The following is a 19,559-nucleotide window of genomic DNA, read 5'->3' as shown; positions in this document are numbered from 1 at the left end:
TGCTGCGTTCGTTTCTAAGGATTATTGATGTTCAAAGTGTTACGCGACTGGATTCAGCGCTACTTCTCCGATGAAGAGGCCGTTGTGCTGGCGGTCCTGCTGTTTCTGGCGTTTACCGCCGTGCTAACGCTGGGCGGCATGCTCGCGCCAGTGCTGGCCGGGATGGTGCTGGCGTATCTGATGCAAGGGTTGGTCGTCACTCTCGAGCGCCTGCGCATGCCGGGCGGGGTGGCGGTGGGGTTGGTCTTTGCGTTGTTCATGGGGCTATTGCTGGTGTTCATCGTGGTTGTGGTGCCATTGCTCTGGCATCAGTTGATCACGCTGTTCAACGAGTTACCCGGCATGCTCGCCAAGTGGCAGTCGCTGTTATTGCTGTTGCCGGAGCGCTACCCGCATCTGGTATCCGACGAGCAGGTGCTGCAGGCCATCGAAGTGGCGCGCGGCGAGATTGGCAAGTTCGGGCAGTGGGCGCTGACGTTCTCGCTGTCGAGTCTGCCGTTGCTGGTGAACATCATGATCTATCTGGTGCTGGTGCCGATCCTGGTGTTTTTCTTTCTCAAGGACCGGGAGATGATCGGTCAGTGGGTGCGTGGTTACTTGCCCCGTGAGCGGGCGCTGATCACCCGCGTCGCTCATGAGATGAACCGGCAGATCGCCAATTACATTCGCGGCAAGGTCATCGAGATTTTCATTTGCGGTGGCGTGACCTACATCGGTTTCGTTGTTCTGGGGCTGAACTACGCGGCACTGCTGGCATTACTGGTGGGCGTATCGGTGGTGGTGCCTTACGTCGGCGCTGTGGTGGTGACCGTGCCGGTCATGCTGATTGCACTGTTCCAGTGGGGCTGGAGTGATCAGTTCATCTATTTGATGGCGGTCTACGGGATCATTCAGACGCTGGACGGCAACGTGCTGGTGCCGCTGCTGTTCTCGGAAGCGGTCAATCTGCATCCGGTGGCGATCATCTGCGCGGTGTTGTTGTTTGGCGGGCTGTGGGGCTTTTGGGGGGTGTTCTTTGCGATTCCGCTAGCAACCCTGTTCAAGGCCGTACTGGATGCGTGGCCGCGCAAAGAGCCGGTGGTGGCGCCGCTGCTTTAACGGGTGGCTCTTGTCCTTCAACGAGGCTGATGGCCTCATCCCGAGCAAGCTCGGTCCCACATTTGATCGTATATGTCTCAACAACTCGGTCAACTGTGGGAGCGAGCCTGCTCGCGATAGCGTCCGAAAGAACGCCAAATATTCAGGCTTTGTTTAACGCCTGAGCGGCAGCCAGAACAGCATCCACATGGCCCGGCACCTTCACACCGCGCCATTCCTGACGCAGCACACCGTCCTTGTCGATCAGGAACGTGCTGCGATCAACGCCCATATATTCTTTGCCATAGAGCTTTTTCAGCTTGATCACATCGAACTGCTGGCAGAGCGCTTCTTCCTTGTCGCTGATCAGTTCGAAGGTGAACGCCTGCTTGGCCTTGAAGTTTTCGTGTGATTTCAGGCTGTCGCGGGACACGCCGAAGACTTCGGTGTTGGCGGCTTTAAAAGCATCAAGCTGATCACGAAAGCCCTGACCCTGGGTGGTGCATCCCGGTGTGCTGTCCTTCGGATAGAAGTAAATCACCACTTGCTTGCCTTTGAGGCTCGCGAGGCTGACGGTCTGCCCGCTGGTGGCGGGTGCTTCGAAGTCGGCAACCGGTTGGTCGATGGCAACGGCCATGAAAGCTTCCTTACATTGGGTTTTGTGGGCGCCACGGTTCGATCAGGGCATCCAGGTTCAGCGCGTCGGCGAAATCCAGGAACTGATCGCGCAGCCAACTGATCTGCACACCGGCCGGCAAGGTCACGGTAAACGTGGCATTGAGCATGGTGCCGCCGGTTTGCGGAGCCTGATAGGTGTCGCAGGTCAGGTTCTCCAGCTCGACGTTGTGGTCCATGAAGAACTGGCACAGCTCGTTGATGATGTCCGAGCGGTAAGCCGAGCTGACATAAGCGACGTATGGCAGGGCTTGAGGACGATTCTCCAGCGCTGCGCTGCGCACCACATTGACCGTAAAGGCGTGCTTCTTGGCGAGGCTCGACAGGCTGCCCTCGAGGCGCGCCAGGGCGTCCCAGCTGCCGGAGATCTCGAGGATCAACGCACTGCACTCGCCGTGACGGGTCAGGCGGGAAGTGACCACGGCGCAGCGGTTTTCATGGCTGGCGCGGCACAGGACGTTAGTCAGCTCCATGGGGTTGGCGCCGAGGGCACTGATGACAAGGAATTGTTCGCGAACTGTGGGGGTGGACATGCAGCATTCCTAAAGCGATGAGCGGTCGATACTTCTACGGGCTTTTTTTACTGGGGGCGAGCCTGCGGATGCGAATTCAAAAAACCCGAGGCGCAAGGTTGCAACATGCTCCAGAGTGGCAAGAGCGAAGGGTGGCAACGCTGGATCGGGGCTTGTGATGCCGAAAATGGAGGCTGGAACCCGGCGTACGAGCTTATCAGTACCGATCAAAGTCTGAAGGGTAGCGAAAAGCAGCGCCAAGGGGAATGGCAGCAGCGCAGTACTTCGCTTGTACAAGCATCTTGGCGCCAGTACCATTACCGCTCTCTTTTTCCGGCAGGAGCGGTTGCATGATTGCGGGCAGTATGGTGGCACTGGTCACACCCATGGATGCACAAGGTCGTCTCGACTGGGACAGCCTGAGCAAACTGGTGGACTTTCACCTGCAAAACGGCACCCACGCGATCGTGGCGGTCGGCACTACAGGTGAATCGGCCACCCTTGACGTGAACGAGCACATCGAAGTGATTCGTTACGTGGTGAAGCAGGTTGCAGGGCGCATTCCGGTGATCGCCGGTACCGGCGCCAACTCGACTCGCGAAGCCATCGAGCTGACCACCAATGCGAAGACCGCCGGCGCCGATGCTTGCCTGCTGGTCACCCCGTATTACAACAAGCCGACCCAGGAAGGCTTGTACCAGCACTTCAAGGCCATCGCCGAAGCCGTCGACATCCCGCAGATCCTGTACAACGTGCCGGGCCGTACGGCCTGCGACATGCTGACCGAAACCGTGATCCGCCTGTCGACCGTGAAAAACATCATCGGCATCAAGGAAGCCACCGGCGACCTGAGCCGTGCCAAAGCCATCATCGACGGCGTGAGCAAAGACTTCGTGGTGCTGTCGGGTGACGACGCCACCGCAGTCGAACTGATCCTGCTCGGCGGCAAAGGCAACATCTCGGTCACCGCCAACGTCGCACCGCGCGATATGGCCGACCTGTGCAACGCTGCGCTGAAAGGCGACGCCGTCACGGCTCGCGCGATTCACGAAAAGCTGATGCCGCTCAATAAAACCCTGTTTATCGAATCCAACCCTATCCCCGTGAAATGGGCACTGCATGAAATGGGCTTGATGCCGGACGGTATCCGTCTGCCGCTCACCTGGCTCAGTGCTGCCTGTCACGAACCGCTGCGGCAGGCCATGCGCCAGTCCGGCGTCCTGGTTTAATTGAGGAAGTACTACGCATGAAGCGATTGGCCGGACTTTCCGCACTTGCCTTGATCATCTCCAGCACCAGTGGCTGCGGATGGGTCTGGGGCCCGGAAGGTTATTTCCGTGACCGCGGTAGCGATTACCTGGAAGCGCAACAGACTGCACCCATGCAACTGCCGCCGGATGTCAGCACTGCCAAACGTCTGGATCCGCTGTTGCCGATCCCGCGCAACGTGGCCGATGACACCGTCAAGGGCGAGTACATCGTTCCTCGTCCGCAGCCGTTGTCGGCAGCGGCTGACGCCAGCGCCTACTCCCTGCAAAAGACCGGTGATTCGCGCTGGATCGTCGCTCAGAACCCGCCGGCCGAAGTCTGGCCAGTGGCCGTGCAGTTTTTCCAGGACAACGGTTTCCGTCTGGACGAACAGCGTCCGCAAACCGGCGAATTCACCACTACCTGGCAGCATTCCGACGAACTGTCCGCCGCGATGGCCAAGCGCCTGAGCGCAGCCGGTGTCGGCGCCGACAGCGAAACCCGCGTGCGGGTCCGCATCGAGCCAGGCGTGCAGCGCAACACCAGTGAAATCTACGTGGTCAGCGCCGAGCGTCCTGCCGGTAGCACCTCCGACGTGGCCTTCACCAACCGTTCGGTCAACACTGGCCTGGACGCTGCACTGGTCGACGACATGCTCGCGAGCATGAGCCGCACCTCGGAGAAGGGCGGTTCGGTCTCCATGCTGGCTTCGCGTGACTCCGATACGCCAGGTCGTGTCAGTCTGAGCGAAGACGGCAGCGGTAACCCTGTCCTGAACGTCGGCACCGATCTGGATCGTGCCTGGTCGAGCGTCGGTCGTGCGCTGGAACAGGGCGAATGGCGCGTAGAAGACATCAACCGCAGCCTGGGTCTGTACTACATCAACCTGTCTGAAAAAGCCGAGAAGAAAGACGAGAAACCTGGTTTCTTCAGCGGCCTGTTCGGCAGCGCGCCGAGCAAGGAAGAAGTTGAAGCCCGTGCCGAACGCTATCAGGTTCGCCTGAGCAAGGTTGGCGACAACGTCCAGGTCACCGTCGAGAAAAACATCAACACCGTGGCGCCAGCAGACGTGGCGCGCAAAGTGTTGAGCGTGATTCAGGACAACCTGGGCTGATCACATGCGTTTTGCCGTTCTCGGCAGCGGTAGCCAAGGGAACGGCACGCTGATAGCCAGCGCTGACACGTATGTGCTGGTGGATTGTGGTTTCTCCCTGCGGGAAACCGAAAAACGCCTGCTGCGCCTGGGTGTGAACCCTGCGCAGTTGAGCGCGATACTCGTGACCCACGAACATGCCGACCACGTGCATGGCGTGGGTTTGCTGTCTCGGCGCTACAATCTGCCTGTCTACCTCAGTCGCGGTACCCTGCGCGGGATGCGCAAACCAATTGAACCGGCTGGCCTTCTGGCCGGCGGCGAGCAACTGCAGATCGGCGCACTGAGCATCGGCGTCATTGCCGTGGCCCATGATGCACAGGAGCCGACGCAATACGTCTTCAGTGACGGTGAGCGGCGTTTCGGCCTGTTGACCGACCTGGGCTCGTATTGCAACAAGGTGCTGGACGGCTATCGGGATCTCGATGCGTTGATGATCGAGTCCAACCATTGCCGTGACATGCTGGCTCGCGGTCACTACCCCTACTTTCTCAAGCAGCGGGTGGGCGGTGAACTGGGGCATTTGAACAACCATCAGGCGGCATTCCTGGTGTCCGAGTTGGGCTGGCAAGGCCTGCAACACCTGGTCCTGGCCCATCTGAGCAGCAAGAACAACCTGCCGCAGCTGGCCCGGCAATGTTTTGTCGACACCCTCGGGTGCGACCCGGACTGGCTGCAACTGGCCGATCAAGATTCAGGGCTCGACTGGCGACACATCGCCTAGCCCACCTACTTAGCAAGCGGAGCCCATCATGGAAAAACGTGAAGAACTCTACCGCGGCAAAGCCAAATCGGTTTTCAAGACCGACGACGCTGACCGCTTGATCCTGCTGTTTCGCAACGACACTTCGGCGTTCGACGGCAAGCGCATCGAGCAGCTCGACCGCAAAGGCATGGTGAACAACAAGTTCAACGCCTTCATCATGCAGAAACTCGAAGCAGCCGGCGTGCCGACCCAATTCGACAAACTGCTGGGCGACAACGAATGCCTGGTGAAGAAGCTCGACATGATCCCGGTCGAGTGCGTCGTACGTAACTACGCCGCCGGCAGCCTGGTCAAGCGCCTGGGTGTCGAAGAGGGCATGAAGCTCAACCCTTACACCTTCGAGCTGTTCCTGAAGGACGACGCCAAGGGCGACCCGTTCATCAACGAATCCCACGTCGTGGCCTTCGGTTGGGGCACCGCCGAGCAACTGGTTCGCATGAAGGAACTGTCGCTCAAGGTCAACGAAGTCCTGAGCAAACTGTTCGACGACGCCGGCCTGCTGCTGGTCGACTTCAAACTGGAATTCGGCGTGTTCTCTGACGGCTCCATCGTTCTGGGCGACGAGTTCAGCCCGGACGGCTGCCGTCTGTGGGACAAGGCGACCGGCAAGAAAATGGACAAGGACCGCTTCCGTCAGGGCCTCGGTGACGTCATCGAAGCCTACGAAGAAGTCGCCAATCGTCTGGGCGTACCGCTTTAATCGACGCAAGCATCTGATAGCACGGAAAAATTTCGCTTAGGGGGTTCGCTTCCGGCAAAAGTGTTGTTATGATGCGCGCCGTTGGAGAGATGCCAGAGTGGCCGAATGGGACGGATTCGAAATCCGTTGTACCTTCACCGGTACCTAGGGTTCGAATCCCTATCTCTCCGCCATTATTGAATAAGACTAAGCCCCTGAAATTTTTAAAGATTTCAGGGGCTTTTTCGTTTCTGGCGTTTCGTTTCAGCGCAAATTTGCCGCCTGTTTTCCCGGAGAGCGGTACGACTTTTTTGCTAAACATAAGCGGTATCGCTCTTTGCTATCGAACCTGAACTCTCGCCTGGATCACCCACAATCCCAGCAAAGCCAGAACAGCAAAGCCCCCGCCCATCAAGAAAGTGCCTTGGAAGCCTACCGTGTCCCACAGCGCCCCAGCGATGACGCTGGCCAGCAGCAAGGTCAACCCGGTCAACAGATTGAACATGCCAAATGCCGTCCCGCGCAGTTCAGCCGGCGCGCAATCGGCGATCAGGGCGGCGAATATCCCTTGGGTAAACCCCATGTGCAGCCCCCAAAGAACGACGCCGACGGCCAGGCCATCGATACCCGGCGCGAACGCCAGAGTCAGGTCGGCAGCAATCAGCAAGATCAGACCCACGCCGAGCACCGCCACGCGGCTGACACGATCAGACAAGACTCCGGCGGGATAGGCTGACAGTGAATACGCCACCCCCATCAAGACAAGCACCGCTGGCGCCCACATCGGCGCCAGCCCGACGGCTTGGCCTCGCAGAATCAGAAAGGCTTCGCTGAAACGCGCCAGGGTGAACACCGCAGCGACACCCACCACCCACCAGTAGCCAGCGCCCAGTCGGGTCAGTTCCCGCCGGCTCAAGGGCACCCGCACCCGGTGCGTCCCTTCCACTTGTTTGGGCTCATGAACGAACACCAGCAGCACCGCGACGGCAAGGAAGGCCGGGATGACAGCCACCCAGAACACAGTCTGGAAGTGGTTCGCGGTCAGCCACATCAATCCGATTGCCAGCAACGGTCCCAGGAATGCACCAACGGTATCCAGCGTTTGCCGCAGGCCGAAAGCTGCTCCACGGATCGCGGGCGGCGTGATGTCGGCCACCAACGCATCGCGCGGGGCGCCGCGAATACCTTTGCCAATGCGGTCGATAAAGCGAGCCCCGGTCAACCAGTCCAGAGAGCCCGCCAAAGGAAAGATCGGTTTGGACAGTGCCCCCAACCCATACCCCAGCGCCGCGAGCAGTTTGCGCTTGCCCAGTCGATCACTGAGAGCTCCGGAGAATACCTTGGTGATCGAGGCCGTAGCCTCGGCTATGCCTTCGATGAGACCCACGGCCAAAACGGAGGTGCCCAGTACTGTGACCATATAGAGCGGCAACAATGCATGGATCATCTCTGAGGAGATGTCCATCAGCATCGAGACGAAGCCCAACGCCCAGATGCCGCCAGGCATGGTGCGCCAGACGTTGCCTGTTGACGCCTTCTCGATTGGCGCAGTAACCGAAGTGCCACCCGACTTGTCAGTAGTTTTCATCGTGAGCCTCGAAAGCCTGTTTGGCAGAGGCCTCTAATAGCGCCTCGCACCCCTGCAGCCGCGTTGCCGCTACCTCCGCCAAGATACGCTGTATCGATGAGTGATTTCGATCAACAGATTGCGCAATCTGTTGAAGAGAGTCGCCTTTCTGTCAGCGATCCCACATGAGTTTTTTCTGACTTTCGGTGTAACCCGGGTCATTAGCTATCATGCAATACAGAGCAAATCACCGGATGACGGGTGAGTGCATGAACAGATGGCGACGGTTTTGGGTGTTTGTGAAGCTGGTGGCAGCATTTGCAGCCTGCCTGGCCGTTGCTGTTCAGGCTTTTAGCTACATGTTGGAAAGTCCCGACGCAGAGCAGATGCACCCTTTGAGCATTGTGGTTGTCGGACTGATCTTTGGCTTCATCACCTATGGAGTCCTTTCACTGATTGAAAGGGTTGTGCGGGTTTTCCTGCCCCATCGTGCCCCAGCTACCACCACGGTAGCGGCTCAACCTCAAACAGAACTTGAGGAAGATGCCGTGCTGGTGGAAGAACAGCCTTTGGCCCTGTCCGCTGACGATTCAACTCAGCAGAAAAATCAGTGAACAGTCTGTATGGCATGTATTACCGGGCGATCACCAAAGGCCCGAATCAGCGTTTTTTGCGTCGGAACAGACAGCACCGCAGCGTAAGAAAAATATGCCTCTTCAAGGGAAAAGTTACTCAGCGCAGTCACCCAATTTACCGCCCCCCGAATCTATTGGTCGTCCCGCCAATCAAGGCTGTATCTGCGAAATATCCCCTGACATTGAAACCCGTTGCCGCAAAAAAACCTCATCTACTCTGGTTTCGCAGATCACTGATCTGCCGTCATCAGCAATCGCAAGGAGCGAGCAATGTATTTTGAGATTTACAGGCAAACCCGTGGCATCGCACAGACCGGCAAAGGTCAATGGCGGTGGCGTTTGAGGGCGGGAAACCATGAAACAATTGCCAGCGGGGAGGCTTACGTCAACAAGTCTGATTGTGTGCATGCCATCAGCTTGATCAAAGGGACCCACGATCAGACCCCGGTCAAGGAAATCTAGGCTTCAGGCGGTGAAGCTGCTCAGCCAGAGCAGCTTCGTTTCAACAGGCGGTCTTACGGTTATGGGTGCCGCTGCCTGAATCCAGATAAAACGCAAACTGCTTGAGTCGCATAGACGCCGATTGCGACGCCTACCTAAACTGTCATCAGATTTGGGAGAGGGGTCAGTGGATGAATCGTAACGAACTGCGCAAGGCCGACATCAACCTGATGGTGGTGTTTGAAACGCTGATGCTCGAACGCAACGTCACCCGGGTGGCGGAGAAATTGTTTCTCGGCCAGCCGACCATCAGTTCGGCACTCAATCGCTTGCGCACGATGTTCAACGACCCGCTGTTTATCCGGGTCGGCCATCGCATGGAGCCGACGGCGCGGGCCGAGGAAATCATCCTGCACCTGTCTCCGGCGCTGGATTCGTTGTCGGTGGCGTTGAGCCTGACCCATGATTTCGACCCCGCCAGCAGCACCATGACCTTTCGTATCGGGCTGTCGGACGATGTCGAGTTTGGCCTGCTGCCGCCGTTGCTGCGCGCCTTGCGCCATGAAGCACCGAAGGTGGTGTTTGTGGTGCAGCATGTCGATTACTGGCGGATTCCGGATTTGCTGGCGTCCGGCGATATCACCGTGGGTATCAGCCAGACTCGCGGGCTGCCGGCCAACGCCAAGCGCAAGTTGTTGCGGCACATCCTGCCCTGCATTTTGCGTGCGGACGCATCGGACACACCGCTGACGCTCGATGAGTATTGCGCACGACCGCACGTGCTGGTTTCCCATACCGCCAATGTCAGTGGTTACGCCGATGAGTGGCTGGCGGAGATTGGTCGTACGCGCCAAGTCGTCCTTTCCGTGCCGCAATACAGCTCGCTACCGGCCTTGCTCGCCGGGACCGATCTGATCGCCAGTCTGCCGGACTACGCCGCCGACGCGATGGCCGCGTCTGGCCAACTGTTCAAGGAGCCGTTCCCGTTCAAGACGCCGACCCTGGATCTGTCGATGGTCTGGCTCAGTCATGTCGATACCGACCCCGCCGAGCGCTGGTTGAGGTCGCGGCTGGAGGCGTTCATGAGTGAGCGCGCGGAGTAACCACTGCCCGAGTGAGGGCGGTGCTGTGTTATATGTACGACCTTTTCTGCCCACTTTCAGGAGCTCAGTCATGCCTCACCTGCACATGGAATACACCGCCAACCTGCCCGAGCTCAATGCCGACCTGGCGTTGATCCGGCTTAACAATACGTTGGTGGCTTCCGGTCAGTTTGCTGCCGAATACGACATCAAGAGTCGAGCGGTGAAGGTTGAGACGTTCAAGGTCGGCACGGTGTCAGGTGAGCGAGCCTTTGTGCATGTGAAACTGGCACTGTTGAGCGGTCGCTCACCGCAGATCAAGAAGCAGTTGTCCGAAAGTTTGCTGGCTGTGGTGCAGGAGCTGTGTGATTGGCCGACGGACATTGAAGTCCAACTGGCCGTGGAAATCCTCGACATCGATCGAGAGTCCTACACCAAGATTGCTATCAGTCACTGAGTTTCAGGCCATTTCTTGCTCGGTGCAGGCCTTGACCACTTGCTCGCGCAGCCAGGTGTTGGCGCTGTCCTGATCGACATTCTGGCTCCATTGCATCTCGAGGCTGAAACCCGGCAAGCCGTTGGGTGCTTCGCAATGATTGAAGATCGCCTCGTTGGCCAGCAATTGCTGGATACGCCGAGGCAGGGTCAGGATGAAGTCGGTGCCGGTGATCATCTTCAGTGCCGCGCTGTAGCTGTTGGACCGCGCGACAATCTGCCGTTTTTGCGCCTGCTGTGCCAGCCAGCCGTCGACCATGTTGGTGGTGGACGTCCAGGGTGTCGGGAACACGTGCCGGCGTTCGACGAAGGCTTGCAGGCTTAAACGCGGCTCCGGCGGTGTGGCACGTTTATCGAAGACACAGACCAGGTCGTCCTCCAGCAGCAGCCGGGATTTGAAATCGCCGTGACTGCGATGAAAGTTCGGGCCGAAGCAAATCACCAGGTCGAGGCTGCCGTCGCGCAGTTCTTCGGCCGGGATGTCGGTTTCGAACTTGTGCATGTTGACCATCACTGGCAGGTCGGCGAAATCGAAGCTTTTCAACAGGCGCGGCAGGATCAACTGCTCGAAGTATTCCGGTGCGCAGATATTGAAGGTGACGGGTTGCAGGGTGGGGTCAAATGCTGGCGCACCGGCGTGACACAGGTTGATGCTTTCGAGGATCTTCAGCACGTGGGCGTACATGGTGCTGGCTTTGTAGGTAGGGCGCATGCCCGCGCGGGTATTGATGAACAGCTCGTCTTCGAAACTGGTACGCAGTTTTTTCAGGCAGTAACTCACGGTGGACTGGCTGACGCAGAGCGCCTCGGATACACCGCTGACGCTGCTTTGCTCATACACGGCGATAAACACCATGAGGTCCTGCATATCGAGCTTTCTAAGCAAGTTACTGTTCAACATCCGTTCGTCTCGCTGTGCTCCTTGCGCTGACTGTGCGCAAACTTGTGCAAGTGATCCTAACGGAACGATGGTGCCAGGAGAATGCCTTGTAGGCGTATTCATGGAAAGTTGTGGGGCGGTTCCAGAGGCCTTCAGCCCTGAACGGCTGCAGGCACCCCGCGGCGGCTGGACATCAGCAGTGCCCACATACCGACTCCCACCAGCAGCGCGCCAATGATTTCCAGCGGCAGTGGCGACAGACGTAACCAGAACCAGTGAAACAATGTGAGGAACAGCGTACTCAGGTAAATGTAGGAAATGACCGAGGAAGGGGCGATAACGCCGATGGCCCGATGCAGCAGCCAGAAGGTCGCCAGCGTGGCGAACACCGCCAGGTAAATCAGCCACCAGAAATCGCTCACAGTCAGCAATGACGCCGATCGCCAGCCGCCGCTGAACCCACAGAATGCCAGCAGAAACAGCGCGCCAAACAGCATGTTCCAGAACGTCATGCCCACCGGTCCGCGACCCTTGAGGCTGCTGGCCTTGAGCCGTTGACTCAGGGGCGAGTAGAACGCCATCGCCAGGCAACCGACGCCATACACCGACACTGCATACAACGAAGGCAGCTCGCCAGGGCCTGTGCCTTTCAAAACCAGCAACACGGCCCCGGCAGCGGCCATCAGCATCGGCAGCACCCGCTGTTTCAGGTTGCTGTCGGGCATCAATACGGCTTCGAACAGCAATGTCAGTAGTGGCACCAAGGTGAACATCGTTCCGGTATTGACGGCCGAGGTGTAGCGCAATGCTTCGAACAGCGAGCCGAAATACACCGCCAGCAGCAAGCCGAGCACGGCATGGCCGAACAGTCCGAGGACGGTCATGGCGGTATCGCCCTTGATCAGCAGCAGCGGCAAAAACACCAGGGCGCAGAACAGCAGGCGCAAACCGGTCAGCAGGATCGGGTCAATGGCTTGGTTGACCTGTGCTGCCGCAGAAAACGATGCAGCGATCAACAGTGCCCAGATCAGCATGCCGACGTGAGCGGCGACGAAACCGGTGTGTTTCATGGTGGGGTGTCCGGGTCAGTGAATGTGTTGGGCGTAATGCCGCGGATCGAAGCGCAAAACCATCAGGATCATCAGTGCCATAACGCCGGTCAGTGACCACCAGGCCCATTCGAAGCTGCCAAGCTGATCGCGGATCAACCCGGCAATCAGCGGGGAGAGACCGGCGATCAGGTAGCCGATGCCTTGCACGAACGCGGTCAGGCCGCCGGCACGCTGGGGATTGTCCAGATGATCCAGGGACACGATCAGGCTCATCGGGAACAGTCCGCCGATGCCGAGCCCCAGTAGACATGGCCACAACAGACTCAGGTACTGCGGGCTGAGAATAAGCCCGCAAAAACCCGCCATGATCAGCGACAGCAACACCACCAGCACCACGCGCCGGTCACGGCTGCGGTTGGCGATGGCCGGTGTCAGCAGGCCGGACAACACTTCCATGGCGGTCAAGAAACCCAGCAGCAACCCGGCGTTTTGTTCGCCCCAACCCTTTTCTACGTAGTACGGCGCCAGCCAGGCCAGCACACAGGTGTAGGACGCGGTGCCCAGGCCGAAGAAGATGGCGAGCAGCCAGGCGCGGGAATTGCCGAAGAAGGAGACATTGCGCTGCGCCTGAGCAGGCTGTGCCGGCAGCCTTTCACGTTGCACGCACCAAAACAGCAACGCTAAAAGCGCCAGCGCCGCCCAGATCGCCAGGCCTACGCGCCAGCTGCCAGTGCGGATCATCATCAGCGGCGCAAACGATGCCGCAATCGCTGCGCCGCCCATGATCGACGTGACGTAGAGCCCCATGCACACGGAAACGTTGTCGCTGAAGCGGGATTTGATCAGCGCCGGCATCAATGCCTGGATCAGCGCGATACCGATACCCGCCAGCACGGCGCTGAGGATCAGTTCGGCCGCCGAATCGAGGAATAACCGCGACACCGTGGCCACGCCGATGATCAACAGCGAGAACACCACGGTGCGTTGTTCGCCGATTCGTTGGCTGACGCCGAGCCCAAAGAACATCGCCAGCCCCATCGCCATCACTGGCAGCATGGTCAACAGCGAGGCCAGGCTAAAACTCAGTGCAATGTCGCCGCGAATCGCCGACAGCAACGGACCGACGGCGGCCATGGAGGGCCGCAGGTTCAGGGCGACAAGCATGATGCTGAACATCAGCCAGAGGGCGGGGCGGAAGATTGCGCGAACGTTTTCCATCGATCTGACCTTGAATGACAAGGAGCCGATTAGGCGCGCGAGGCCTGCGGGCCGCAAATCAGAAAGTCCGGAGCAGTATTTAGAAATTAAATACCTCTGCCGAGACACAGATCCCCTGTGGGAGCGAGCCGGCTCGCGAAGACGGAGTGTCAGTTACCATAAATATCGACTGTCACACCGCCTTCGCGAGCAGGCTGGCTCCTACATTGGATCTAGGATGGCTATAGAATGTTTAGCCATCCCACATCCAAAGTTCTTCAAATCCCGATTTAACGACTTAACCGCCCGTGTGACGCTGCTGGTCATCTGTTCTCAGCGGTTTTATCTATGGACGGTTGCCCCGTCGCACTTCCCTCCGAATTAGCCTTTTGGGCGCTGTGGCACTGCCGTCACGCGCGCCCACCGGATTCCTGCATTTCCCGTTGATTGTTCTTATAGGTCCCGCGCTATGCGCCGGGATCAAAGCGGCGACGCCTGTGCGTTTGCCTGACGCGGAAATAAGAGAATTCCCATGAGTGTTGCCACGACATCTTTCGCCTCCAAGCAAGAAGCCCTGACCTTTCTGGAACAGAACCCGGATATCGAGATGTTCGAGTTGTTCATCCTCGACAACAACGGTGTACCTCGGGGCAAGTTGTTGCACCGCGATGAATTGCTGGCGGTGTACGAAAGCGGGCGGCCATTGCCGAGCACCATTCTTGGACTGACCATCAACGGCGATGACGTGGAAAACTCCGGCCTGGTCTGGGACGTTGGCGATATCGACTGCCGGGCGTATCCGATCAGCGGCAGTTTGACGCGCATGCCGTGGCGGCTGATTCCAACGGCGGCGGTGCAGGTCAGCATGCACCCGAAGGAGGGCATGCCCGCGACGATTGCCGATCCACGGCATCTGCTGGCGAACGTCATCGAAGGTTTGCAGGCCGACGGTTATTACCCGGTGATGGCGGCGGAGCTGGAGTTCTACCTGCTGGATCAGCAACGCGATAGCAATGGTCGGCCGCAACCGGCGCGGGATGTCGATGGCGGGCGACCGCGAGGCACTCAGGTCTATGGCTTGCGTGAGCTGGAGCAAATCGAGCCGTTTCTGGCCGATCTCTACAGCGCCTGCAAACTCCAGGGTATTCCGGCGCGCACGGCGATTTCCGAATACGCGCCGGGGCAAGTGGAAATCACCCTCGAACACCGCCCCGATGCCTTGCAGGCGATGGACGAGGCGGTGCGCTACAAACGGCTGGTCAAAGGCGTGGCCCACAAGCACGGGATGACAGCGTGCTTCATGGCCAAACCGTTCGATGACCTGGCGGGCACTGGCATGCACATGCACGTCAGCCTGGCGGACAAGGAGGGCAACAACCTGTTCGCCAGCGAAGCCCCGGACGGCACGCCACTGCTCAAACAGGCGGTCGGCGGGATGCTCAGTACGTTACTCGATTCATTGCTGCTGTTCTGTCCGAACGCCAACTCTTACCGACGCTTCCAGACCAACAGCTATGCGCCGCTGGCCCCCACGTGGGGCGTGGACAATCGCACCGTGAGTTTGCGCGTGCCCGGCGGGCCGGCGTTTTCCCGGCATATCGAACACCGCATCTGTGGCGCCGACGCCAACCCGTATCTGGCGGCTGCGGCGATTCTGGCCGGGATCCATCGCGGTATTCGCGAACAGCTCGATCCTGGCGCGCCGGTGGAGGGCAATGGCTACGCCCAGGCCACGGAACTGTTGCCGACTGACTGGCTGACCACGTTGCGGGCGCTGGAAGGTTCGAGCTGGGCACGGGAAGCGTTCGGCGGTGAGTTCCTCGGCGTGTATCTGGCGGTAAAACGTGCCGAGTATCGCCAGTTCATGGGCGAGGTCGGCGAACAGGATTGGCGCTGGTATTTGCATCAAGCCTGAACCGAACCGAACCTCAACCATTCTCAAATAAGCCAAAAATGTTGGCCTGGTGCCACGAGCCGACTAATCGTTAGCTTCTTTTTCACAAAAAATTGATGGCTGGCTGCCTAAAATTAGTGCTGCCGCGGTAAACGAAATTTTCACATTTACCGAAGGCACTTCTTTTCAGGACCAGCCGATCATCATGTTGAAGATTAAAGCCGTGCGCCCCGAGTGGGTGACACTGATTGCCAGCGCGTTTCTATTATCGGGCTTCAATCTTGTTCTCTGGCAACACCTGTTTGAAATCACGGCATCTGACGGTCAGGGCATCGTCATGCGCGTGGCTTTCGGCTTGATGATTCTGGCCGCCTTCAACATTGTGCTGACCCTGCTCGCGTTCCGGCCTGTGCTCAAACCGGTCTTGACCCTGCTCTTTATGATCAGTGCCGGGGTGGCGTATTTCATGAGCCAATACGGTGTTTTGATTGACACCGGCATGTTGCGTAACTTTGCTCAAACCAATGCGACGGAAGTGCGTGACTTACTTTCGATCAAGTTGCTTGTTTATATTGTTTTGCTCGGTGTTTTGCCGTCCATTTTGCTATGGAAGACGCCGGTTAGTTACCGTCGCTGGCACCGTGAACTACTCAGTAAAGTTCTCGTGAGTGTCGCGTCAGTTGCTGTGATCGGTGGCGTCGCACTGGTTAACTATCAAGGGTTGTCCTCATTGTTTCGCAACCACCATGAGTTGCGCCTGATGGTGGTGCCGAGCAACTACATCGGCGCCTCGGCCGGCTATCTGCGTGAGCAGGTCGCGTCTGCGCGGCAACCCTTCGTCAAACTGGGCGAAGATGCCCAGCGAAATCCCGCCTGGCAAACCCACAGCCGCAAATCCCTGACCGTGCTGGTGGTGGGCGAAAGTGCCCGGGCCGAGAACTTCGGGATCCTGGGGTATAACCGTGACACCACACCGAAACTGGCTAAAGAAGCCGGCCTGATCGCGTTCACCGACGTGCATTCCTGCGGGACGGAAACAGCGGTGTCGGTGCCGTGCATGTTTTCCGACATGGGCCGCAAGAATTACAACGCCAGCAAGGCCAAGAACCAGGAAGGCCTGCTGGATGTACTCAAACGCGCGGGTCTCGACGTGATCTGGCGCGATAACCAATCGGGCTGCAAAGGTACTTGCGATAGGGTTACTGTCGACGACGTCAGTAACCTGAAAGACCCGGTGCTGTGTGCCAATAGCGAATGCCGCGATGAAATCCTGCTGCAGGGTTTGCAGCACTTCATCGATACCCTGGATAAAGACACGGTACTGGTGTTGCACCAGATGGGCAGTCACGGTCCGGAATACTTCAAGCGCTACCCGAAAGAATACGAGCGCTTCACCCCGGTTTGTGAAAGTAACGCCCTGAACAATTGCAGTCGCGAAAGTATCGTCAATGGCTACGACAACACCCTGGTGTATACCGACCACGTGCTGTCCACCTTGATCGATCTGTTGCGTAACAATCAGGGCAAAGTCGACACCGCGATGCTCTATCTGTCGGACCATGGCGAATCCCTGGGCGAGTACAACTTGTTCCTGCATGGCACGCCTTACATGCTCGCGCCAGAACAACAAAAACATGTCGCGATGCTTGCATGGTTTTCAGACAGCTATCAAAAGTCGTTCTCGGTGGACACCCATTGCCTGCAACTGAGTCGCGAAAAGCCCTTGAGCCAGGACAACCTGTTCCATTCGATGCTCGGTTTGCTGGAGGTCAAGAGCAAGGTCTACAACCAGGACCTGGATATGTTTGCCGGGTGTCGCGGTGCGGTGATCGACGGCGTATTGGCCACAGAGTGAGTACCTCAACCTTTTTTCATGCCCCGGTCGCTAACTTGCGGCCGGCAGAGTTTCCCCCGAGAGCCATTGCACATGTCCGCTCAATCCCCATCCGCCATCGAGCTTGAGATCGCCCGGCGCTACGACGAGGAGCACGCCCGCGTCTGTCTTCAGCCGCGACCGCGTGGCCTGGCCGGGCGGTTGACGTTCTGGCGTGACGAGCAACTGGTGCGCAACGCGCTCAAGGCTGCTGGCGAGCCGGGCCTGGTTCTCGATTTGGCCTGCGGTGTCGGGCGCTTCTGGCCGGTTCTGGCCGAGCATGCCAACCGGGTGATTCTCGCGGCCGACCCGTCGCAGGACATCCTCGATCATGCCCGCACCCACCATCCGCAGAACCTGCTGAAACGGGTCAAGACCTTTCAGAGTTCAGCGTTCGACATCGGCTTGCCGGCGAATGCGGTTGACTGCATTTTTTGCATGCAACTGTTTCAACACATCGCCTGCCCCGAGCATCGCTTGGCCATGCTTAAGGAGTTCCATCGGGTCAGTCGCGATACGGTGATTGTGGCGGTACGGGTCGATGCTCATTTCAAAGGCCGACGCACGGATGCACAGGGCGTTCCGGCCCGACCGCTGGCCAGCAAGGCCGACGTGGAAGCCGAGTTCAAGCGCGCAGGTTTGCGTTTGCTCAGTCATCAGGATTTCCTGCCCGGCTGTGCGCGGATGCGCGTCTATGTACTGCGTAAGGCCGGCTAGTCTCCACTTGTCAGACATTTCTTGCCGTCCGGCAGGCATTTTCGCTAAAGCTCTTGTTCAGTGAATGCGCGGAAATCGCCGGGGGCGATATATACTGCGCGCCATTCTTCAAGGGAGAGCCGTGTGGCCATCGATATTCACTGGATTCGCGACAACGATAGCCTCGGTCAGTTTTGCGCCGAGTGGCAGCAGCTGCCATTCGTTGCCCTCGACACCGAATTCATGCGGGTCGACACCTTTTATCCGATTGCAGGCCTGCTGCAGATCGGCGATGGCGTACGCGCTTACCTGATTGATCCACTGAGCATCGATAACTGGCAGCCGCTGGCCGCGTTGCTGGAAAACCCGGCCGTGGTCAAAGTCGTCCATGCGTGCAGCGAAGACCTCGAAGTCCTGCTGCGCCTGACCGGCAGCCTGCCGGCGCCACTGTTCGACACTCAGTTGGCCGCCGCTTACCTGAACCTCGGTTTTTCCATGGGGTATTCGCGGCTGGTGCAGGAAGTACTCGGCATCGACCTGCCCAAGGGCGAGACCCGTTCCGACTGGCTGCAACGTCCGCTTTCCGACACCCAAATCAGCTACGCCGCCGAAGATGCTTTGCACCTGGCGGAAGTTTTCGTACAGCTTCGTCCGAAGCTTTCTGACGACAAGTACGCCTGGGTCCTGGAAGACGGTGCCGAGCTGGTGGCCAACCTGCGCCGCGAAGTTGATCCATATGAGGTCTATCGCGAAGCCAAGCTGGCCTGGAAGCTTTCCCGCGCCCAGCTCGCCGTGTTGCGTGAACTGTGCGCCTGGCGCGAGCGCGAAGCCCGCGCCCGTGATCTGCCGCGCAACCGCATCGTGCGTGAGCATTCCCTGTGGCCGCTGGCGCGGACTCAGCCGGACAACCTCGGCGCGTTGGCGAAAATCGAAGACATGCACCCGCGTACCGTGCGTCAGGACGGCGAGTTTCTGCTTGATCTGATCAAGCGCTCTGGCAGTGTGTCGCCTGATCAATGGCCGCCAGCGGTGCCGGAGCCTTTGCCGGTGGACGCCGCCACGCTGGTCAAACAGCTGCGTGCGATCGGCCAGGCCGAAGCCGAACGCCTGAACATTGCGCCGGAGCTGATGCTGCGCAAGAAAACCCTGGAAGCGCTGCTCAAGAGTGGCTATCCCAACGGTCCTTATCAATTGCCTGATTCGCTGCGTGGCTGGCGCCGCGAATTGATGGGCCAGGCGCTGCTCGACAGCCTGGCCACCGCCGGAGAACAGCCTTGAAACGTATTTGCTCCATCTACCGAAGCTTGAAGAAGAACGAGATGTACCTCTATGTGCTCAAAAGCGATGCACTGGAGCGCGTCCCGGAAAGTCTGATGGCCGCCTTCGGCAAACCGCATCACGCCTTCGACCTGGTGCTGACCCCCGAGCGCAAACTGTCGCGCGAGGACATCACCGTGGTGCTGGAAAACCTTGAGAAGCAGGGTTACCACTTGCAAATGCCGCCGGCCGAAGACGAATACATCGAACACTTGCCGGAAGAATTGCTGCGCCGCAACGACCCGATGTGACCGGCAGGCAGGCTCTGTTCAGAGCCTTTATGAAACACTGGAATGATTTTGGCGATGGCCAAGGCGATG

At 58.7% G+C, this 19,559-nt stretch carries 20 protein-coding genes and 1 tRNA gene; 15 read left to right on the top strand and 6 right to left on the bottom strand.

Features of this window, described 5'->3' with window-relative positions:
- The first annotated feature begins 27 nt into the window (after nucleotides 1–27).
- Nucleotides 28–1,098 (top strand): AI-2E family transporter, encoded by a 1,071-nt coding sequence (locus VD17_RS22490; RefSeq protein ID WP_046055715.1) that lies wholly within the window; start codon nucleotides 28–30, stop codon nucleotides 1,096–1,098.
- A 142-nt stretch (nucleotides 1,099–1,240) separates the two neighbouring features.
- Here VD17_RS22490 and VD17_RS22485 read toward each other — a convergent pair whose 3' ends face one another.
- On the bottom strand, nucleotides 1,241–1,714 hold the full coding sequence (locus VD17_RS22485; RefSeq protein ID WP_033054060.1) for a peroxiredoxin: 474 nt from the start codon (nucleotides 1,712–1,714) through the stop codon (nucleotides 1,241–1,243).
- Nucleotides 1,715–1,724: 10 nt separating this feature from the next.
- Nucleotides 1,725–2,285, bottom strand: a complete 561-nt coding sequence (locus VD17_RS22480; protein ID WP_046055714.1) for a glycine cleavage system protein R — start codon at nucleotides 2,283–2,285, stop codon at nucleotides 1,725–1,727.
- 329 nt (nucleotides 2,286–2,614) lie between these two features.
- Here VD17_RS22480 and dapA point away from each other — a divergent pair, with 329 nt between their 5' ends.
- The 5 genes from dapA (at nucleotide 2,615) to VD17_RS22455 (ending at nucleotide 6,304) form a co-directional block, all read left to right on the top strand.
- Nucleotides 2,615–3,493: a 4-hydroxy-tetrahydrodipicolinate synthase gene (dapA, locus tag VD17_RS22475; RefSeq protein WP_033054058.1), complete on the top strand. Its 879-nt coding sequence runs from the start codon at nucleotides 2,615–2,617 to the stop codon at nucleotides 3,491–3,493.
- Nucleotides 3,494–3,510: 17 nt separating this feature from the next.
- Nucleotides 3,511–4,626 carry an outer membrane protein assembly factor BamC gene (bamC, locus tag VD17_RS22470; RefSeq protein WP_046055713.1) on the top strand — a complete coding sequence of 372 codons (1,116 nt, stop codon included), beginning with the start codon at nucleotides 3,511–3,513 and terminating at the stop codon, nucleotides 4,624–4,626.
- 4 nt (nucleotides 4,627–4,630) lie between these two features.
- A complete protein-coding gene (locus tag VD17_RS22465; RefSeq protein ID WP_008153089.1) occupies nucleotides 4,631–5,389 on the top strand; it encodes an MBL fold metallo-hydrolase in 759 nt (252 codons plus the stop codon).
- Nucleotides 5,390–5,417: 28 nt separating this feature from the next.
- A complete protein-coding gene (gene purC, locus VD17_RS22460) occupies nucleotides 5,418–6,131 on the top strand; it encodes a phosphoribosylaminoimidazolesuccinocarboxamide synthase (RefSeq protein WP_008034929.1) in 714 nt (237 codons plus the stop codon).
- A gap of 83 nt (nucleotides 6,132–6,214) precedes the next feature.
- Nucleotides 6,215–6,304, top strand: a tRNA-Ser gene (locus VD17_RS22455).
- A gap of 146 nt (nucleotides 6,305–6,450) precedes the next feature.
- Here VD17_RS22455 and VD17_RS22450 read toward each other — a convergent pair.
- Nucleotides 6,451–7,617, bottom strand: coding sequence for an MFS transporter (locus tag VD17_RS22450; RefSeq protein ID WP_185753199.1), 1,167 nt, complete (start codon nucleotides 7,615–7,617; stop codon nucleotides 6,451–6,453).
- 329 nt (nucleotides 7,618–7,946) lie between these two features.
- Between VD17_RS22450 and VD17_RS22445 the strand changes: the two genes are divergently transcribed.
- From VD17_RS22445 to VD17_RS22430, 4 genes are all read left to right on the top strand, one after another.
- Nucleotides 7,947–8,291 (top strand): hypothetical protein, encoded by a 345-nt coding sequence (locus tag VD17_RS22445; RefSeq protein ID WP_046055795.1) that lies wholly within the window; start codon nucleotides 7,947–7,949, stop codon nucleotides 8,289–8,291.
- A gap of 291 nt (nucleotides 8,292–8,582) precedes the next feature.
- Nucleotides 8,583–8,774, top strand: a complete 192-nt coding sequence (locus VD17_RS22440) for a YegP family protein (protein ID WP_008074435.1) — start codon at nucleotides 8,583–8,585, stop codon at nucleotides 8,772–8,774.
- A gap of 170 nt (nucleotides 8,775–8,944) precedes the next feature.
- Complete coding sequence (locus VD17_RS22435) at nucleotides 8,945–9,856, top strand: LysR substrate-binding domain-containing protein (RefSeq protein ID WP_046055711.1); 912 nt, start codon at nucleotides 8,945–8,947, stop codon at nucleotides 9,854–9,856.
- A 70-nt stretch (nucleotides 9,857–9,926) separates the two neighbouring features.
- On the top strand, nucleotides 9,927–10,292 hold the full coding sequence (locus VD17_RS22430; RefSeq protein ID WP_046055710.1) for a 5-carboxymethyl-2-hydroxymuconate Delta-isomerase: 366 nt from the start codon (nucleotides 9,927–9,929) through the stop codon (nucleotides 10,290–10,292).
- A gap of 3 nt (nucleotides 10,293–10,295) precedes the next feature.
- Here the strand turns inward: VD17_RS22430 and VD17_RS22425 are convergent, their stop codons facing one another.
- From VD17_RS22425 to VD17_RS22415, 3 genes are all read right to left on the bottom strand, one after another.
- The gene (locus VD17_RS22425; protein WP_046055709.1) at nucleotides 10,296–11,231 is read right to left on the bottom strand and encodes a LysR family transcriptional regulator; all 936 of its coding nucleotides are present in this window, start codon (nucleotides 11,229–11,231) and stop codon (nucleotides 10,296–10,298) included.
- A 131-nt stretch (nucleotides 11,232–11,362) separates the two neighbouring features.
- Entirely contained in the window at nucleotides 11,363–12,280 is a 918-nt protein-coding gene (locus VD17_RS22420; RefSeq protein WP_046055708.1) for a DMT family transporter, read from the bottom strand.
- Nucleotides 12,281–12,295: 15 nt separating this feature from the next.
- Complete coding sequence (locus VD17_RS22415; protein WP_046055707.1) at nucleotides 12,296–13,480, bottom strand: cyanate transporter; 1,185 nt, start codon at nucleotides 13,478–13,480, stop codon at nucleotides 12,296–12,298.
- Between the two features lie 511 nt (nucleotides 13,481–13,991).
- Here VD17_RS22415 and VD17_RS22410 point away from each other — a divergent pair.
- From VD17_RS22410 to VD17_RS22390, 5 genes are all read left to right on the top strand, one after another.
- Entirely contained in the window at nucleotides 13,992–15,374 is a 1,383-nt protein-coding gene (locus tag VD17_RS22410; RefSeq protein ID WP_046055706.1) for a glutamine synthetase family protein, read from the top strand.
- Nucleotides 15,375–15,558: 184 nt separating this feature from the next.
- A complete protein-coding gene (locus VD17_RS22405) occupies nucleotides 15,559–17,208 on the top strand; it encodes a phosphoethanolamine transferase (RefSeq protein WP_046055705.1) in 1,650 nt (549 codons plus the stop codon).
- A 72-nt stretch (nucleotides 17,209–17,280) separates the two neighbouring features.
- A complete protein-coding gene (locus tag VD17_RS22400) occupies nucleotides 17,281–17,943 on the top strand; it encodes a class I SAM-dependent methyltransferase (RefSeq protein WP_046055704.1) in 663 nt (220 codons plus the stop codon).
- Nucleotides 17,944–18,066: 123 nt separating this feature from the next.
- Nucleotides 18,067–19,200, top strand: a complete 1,134-nt coding sequence (rnd, locus tag VD17_RS22395) for a ribonuclease D (RefSeq protein ID WP_033054042.1) — start codon at nucleotides 18,067–18,069, stop codon at nucleotides 19,198–19,200.
- Entirely contained in the window at nucleotides 19,197–19,490 is a 294-nt protein-coding gene (locus VD17_RS22390) for a YcgL domain-containing protein (protein ID WP_007898694.1), read from the top strand. Before rnd ends, VD17_RS22390 begins: the two co-directional genes overlap by 4 nt.
- Nucleotides 19,491–19,559 lie beyond the last annotated feature (69 nt).

It is taken from the genome of Pseudomonas fluorescens (genome assembly GCF_000968015.1).
GTDB lineage: Bacteria > Pseudomonadota > Gammaproteobacteria > Pseudomonadales > Pseudomonadaceae > Aquipseudomonas > Aquipseudomonas fluorescens_W.
Note: the sequence above shows the minus strand (reverse complement) of the source record. Positions and strands in the feature narration are given on the sequence as shown.

What these genes read in the sequence shown, in the direction of transcription:
- VD17_RS22490 (WP_046055715.1), top strand. Translation starts at nt 28, where the DNA reads ATGTTCAAAGTGTTACGCGACTGGATTCAGCGCTACTTCTCCGATGAA.
- VD17_RS22485 (WP_033054060.1), bottom strand. Translation starts at nt 1,714, where the DNA reads ATGGCCGTTGCCATCGACCAACCGGTTGCCGACTTCGAAGCACCCGCC.
- VD17_RS22480 (WP_046055714.1), bottom strand. Translation starts at nt 2,285, where the DNA reads ATGTCCACCCCCACAGTTCGCGAACAATTCCTTGTCATCAGTGCCCTC.
- dapA (WP_033054058.1), top strand. Translation starts at nt 2,615, where the DNA reads ATGATTGCGGGCAGTATGGTGGCACTGGTCACACCCATGGATGCACAA.
- bamC (WP_046055713.1), top strand. Translation starts at nt 3,511, where the DNA reads ATGAAGCGATTGGCCGGACTTTCCGCACTTGCCTTGATCATCTCCAGC.
- VD17_RS22465 (WP_008153089.1), top strand. Translation starts at nt 4,631, where the DNA reads ATGCGTTTTGCCGTTCTCGGCAGCGGTAGCCAAGGGAACGGCACGCTG.
- purC (WP_008034929.1), top strand. Translation starts at nt 5,418, where the DNA reads ATGGAAAAACGTGAAGAACTCTACCGCGGCAAAGCCAAATCGGTTTTC.
- VD17_RS22450 (WP_185753199.1), bottom strand. Translation starts at nt 7,617, where the DNA reads ATGCCTGGCGGCATCTGGGCGTTGGGCTTCGTCTCGATGCTGATGGAC.
- VD17_RS22445 (WP_046055795.1), top strand. Translation starts at nt 7,947, where the DNA reads ATGAACAGATGGCGACGGTTTTGGGTGTTTGTGAAGCTGGTGGCAGCA.
- VD17_RS22440 (WP_008074435.1), top strand. Translation starts at nt 8,583, where the DNA reads ATGTATTTTGAGATTTACAGGCAAACCCGTGGCATCGCACAGACCGGC.
- VD17_RS22435 (WP_046055711.1), top strand. Translation starts at nt 8,945, where the DNA reads ATGAATCGTAACGAACTGCGCAAGGCCGACATCAACCTGATGGTGGTG.
- VD17_RS22430 (WP_046055710.1), top strand. Translation starts at nt 9,927, where the DNA reads ATGCCTCACCTGCACATGGAATACACCGCCAACCTGCCCGAGCTCAAT.
- VD17_RS22425 (WP_046055709.1), bottom strand. Translation starts at nt 11,231, where the DNA reads ATGTTGAACAGTAACTTGCTTAGAAAGCTCGATATGCAGGACCTCATG.
- VD17_RS22420 (WP_046055708.1), bottom strand. Translation starts at nt 12,280, where the DNA reads ATGAAACACACCGGTTTCGTCGCCGCTCACGTCGGCATGCTGATCTGG.
- VD17_RS22415 (WP_046055707.1), bottom strand. Translation starts at nt 13,480, where the DNA reads ATGGAAAACGTTCGCGCAATCTTCCGCCCCGCCCTCTGGCTGATGTTC.
- VD17_RS22410 (WP_046055706.1), top strand. Translation starts at nt 13,992, where the DNA reads ATGAGTGTTGCCACGACATCTTTCGCCTCCAAGCAAGAAGCCCTGACC.
- VD17_RS22405 (WP_046055705.1), top strand. Translation starts at nt 15,559, where the DNA reads ATGTTGAAGATTAAAGCCGTGCGCCCCGAGTGGGTGACACTGATTGCC.
- VD17_RS22400 (WP_046055704.1), top strand. Translation starts at nt 17,281, where the DNA reads ATGTCCGCTCAATCCCCATCCGCCATCGAGCTTGAGATCGCCCGGCGC.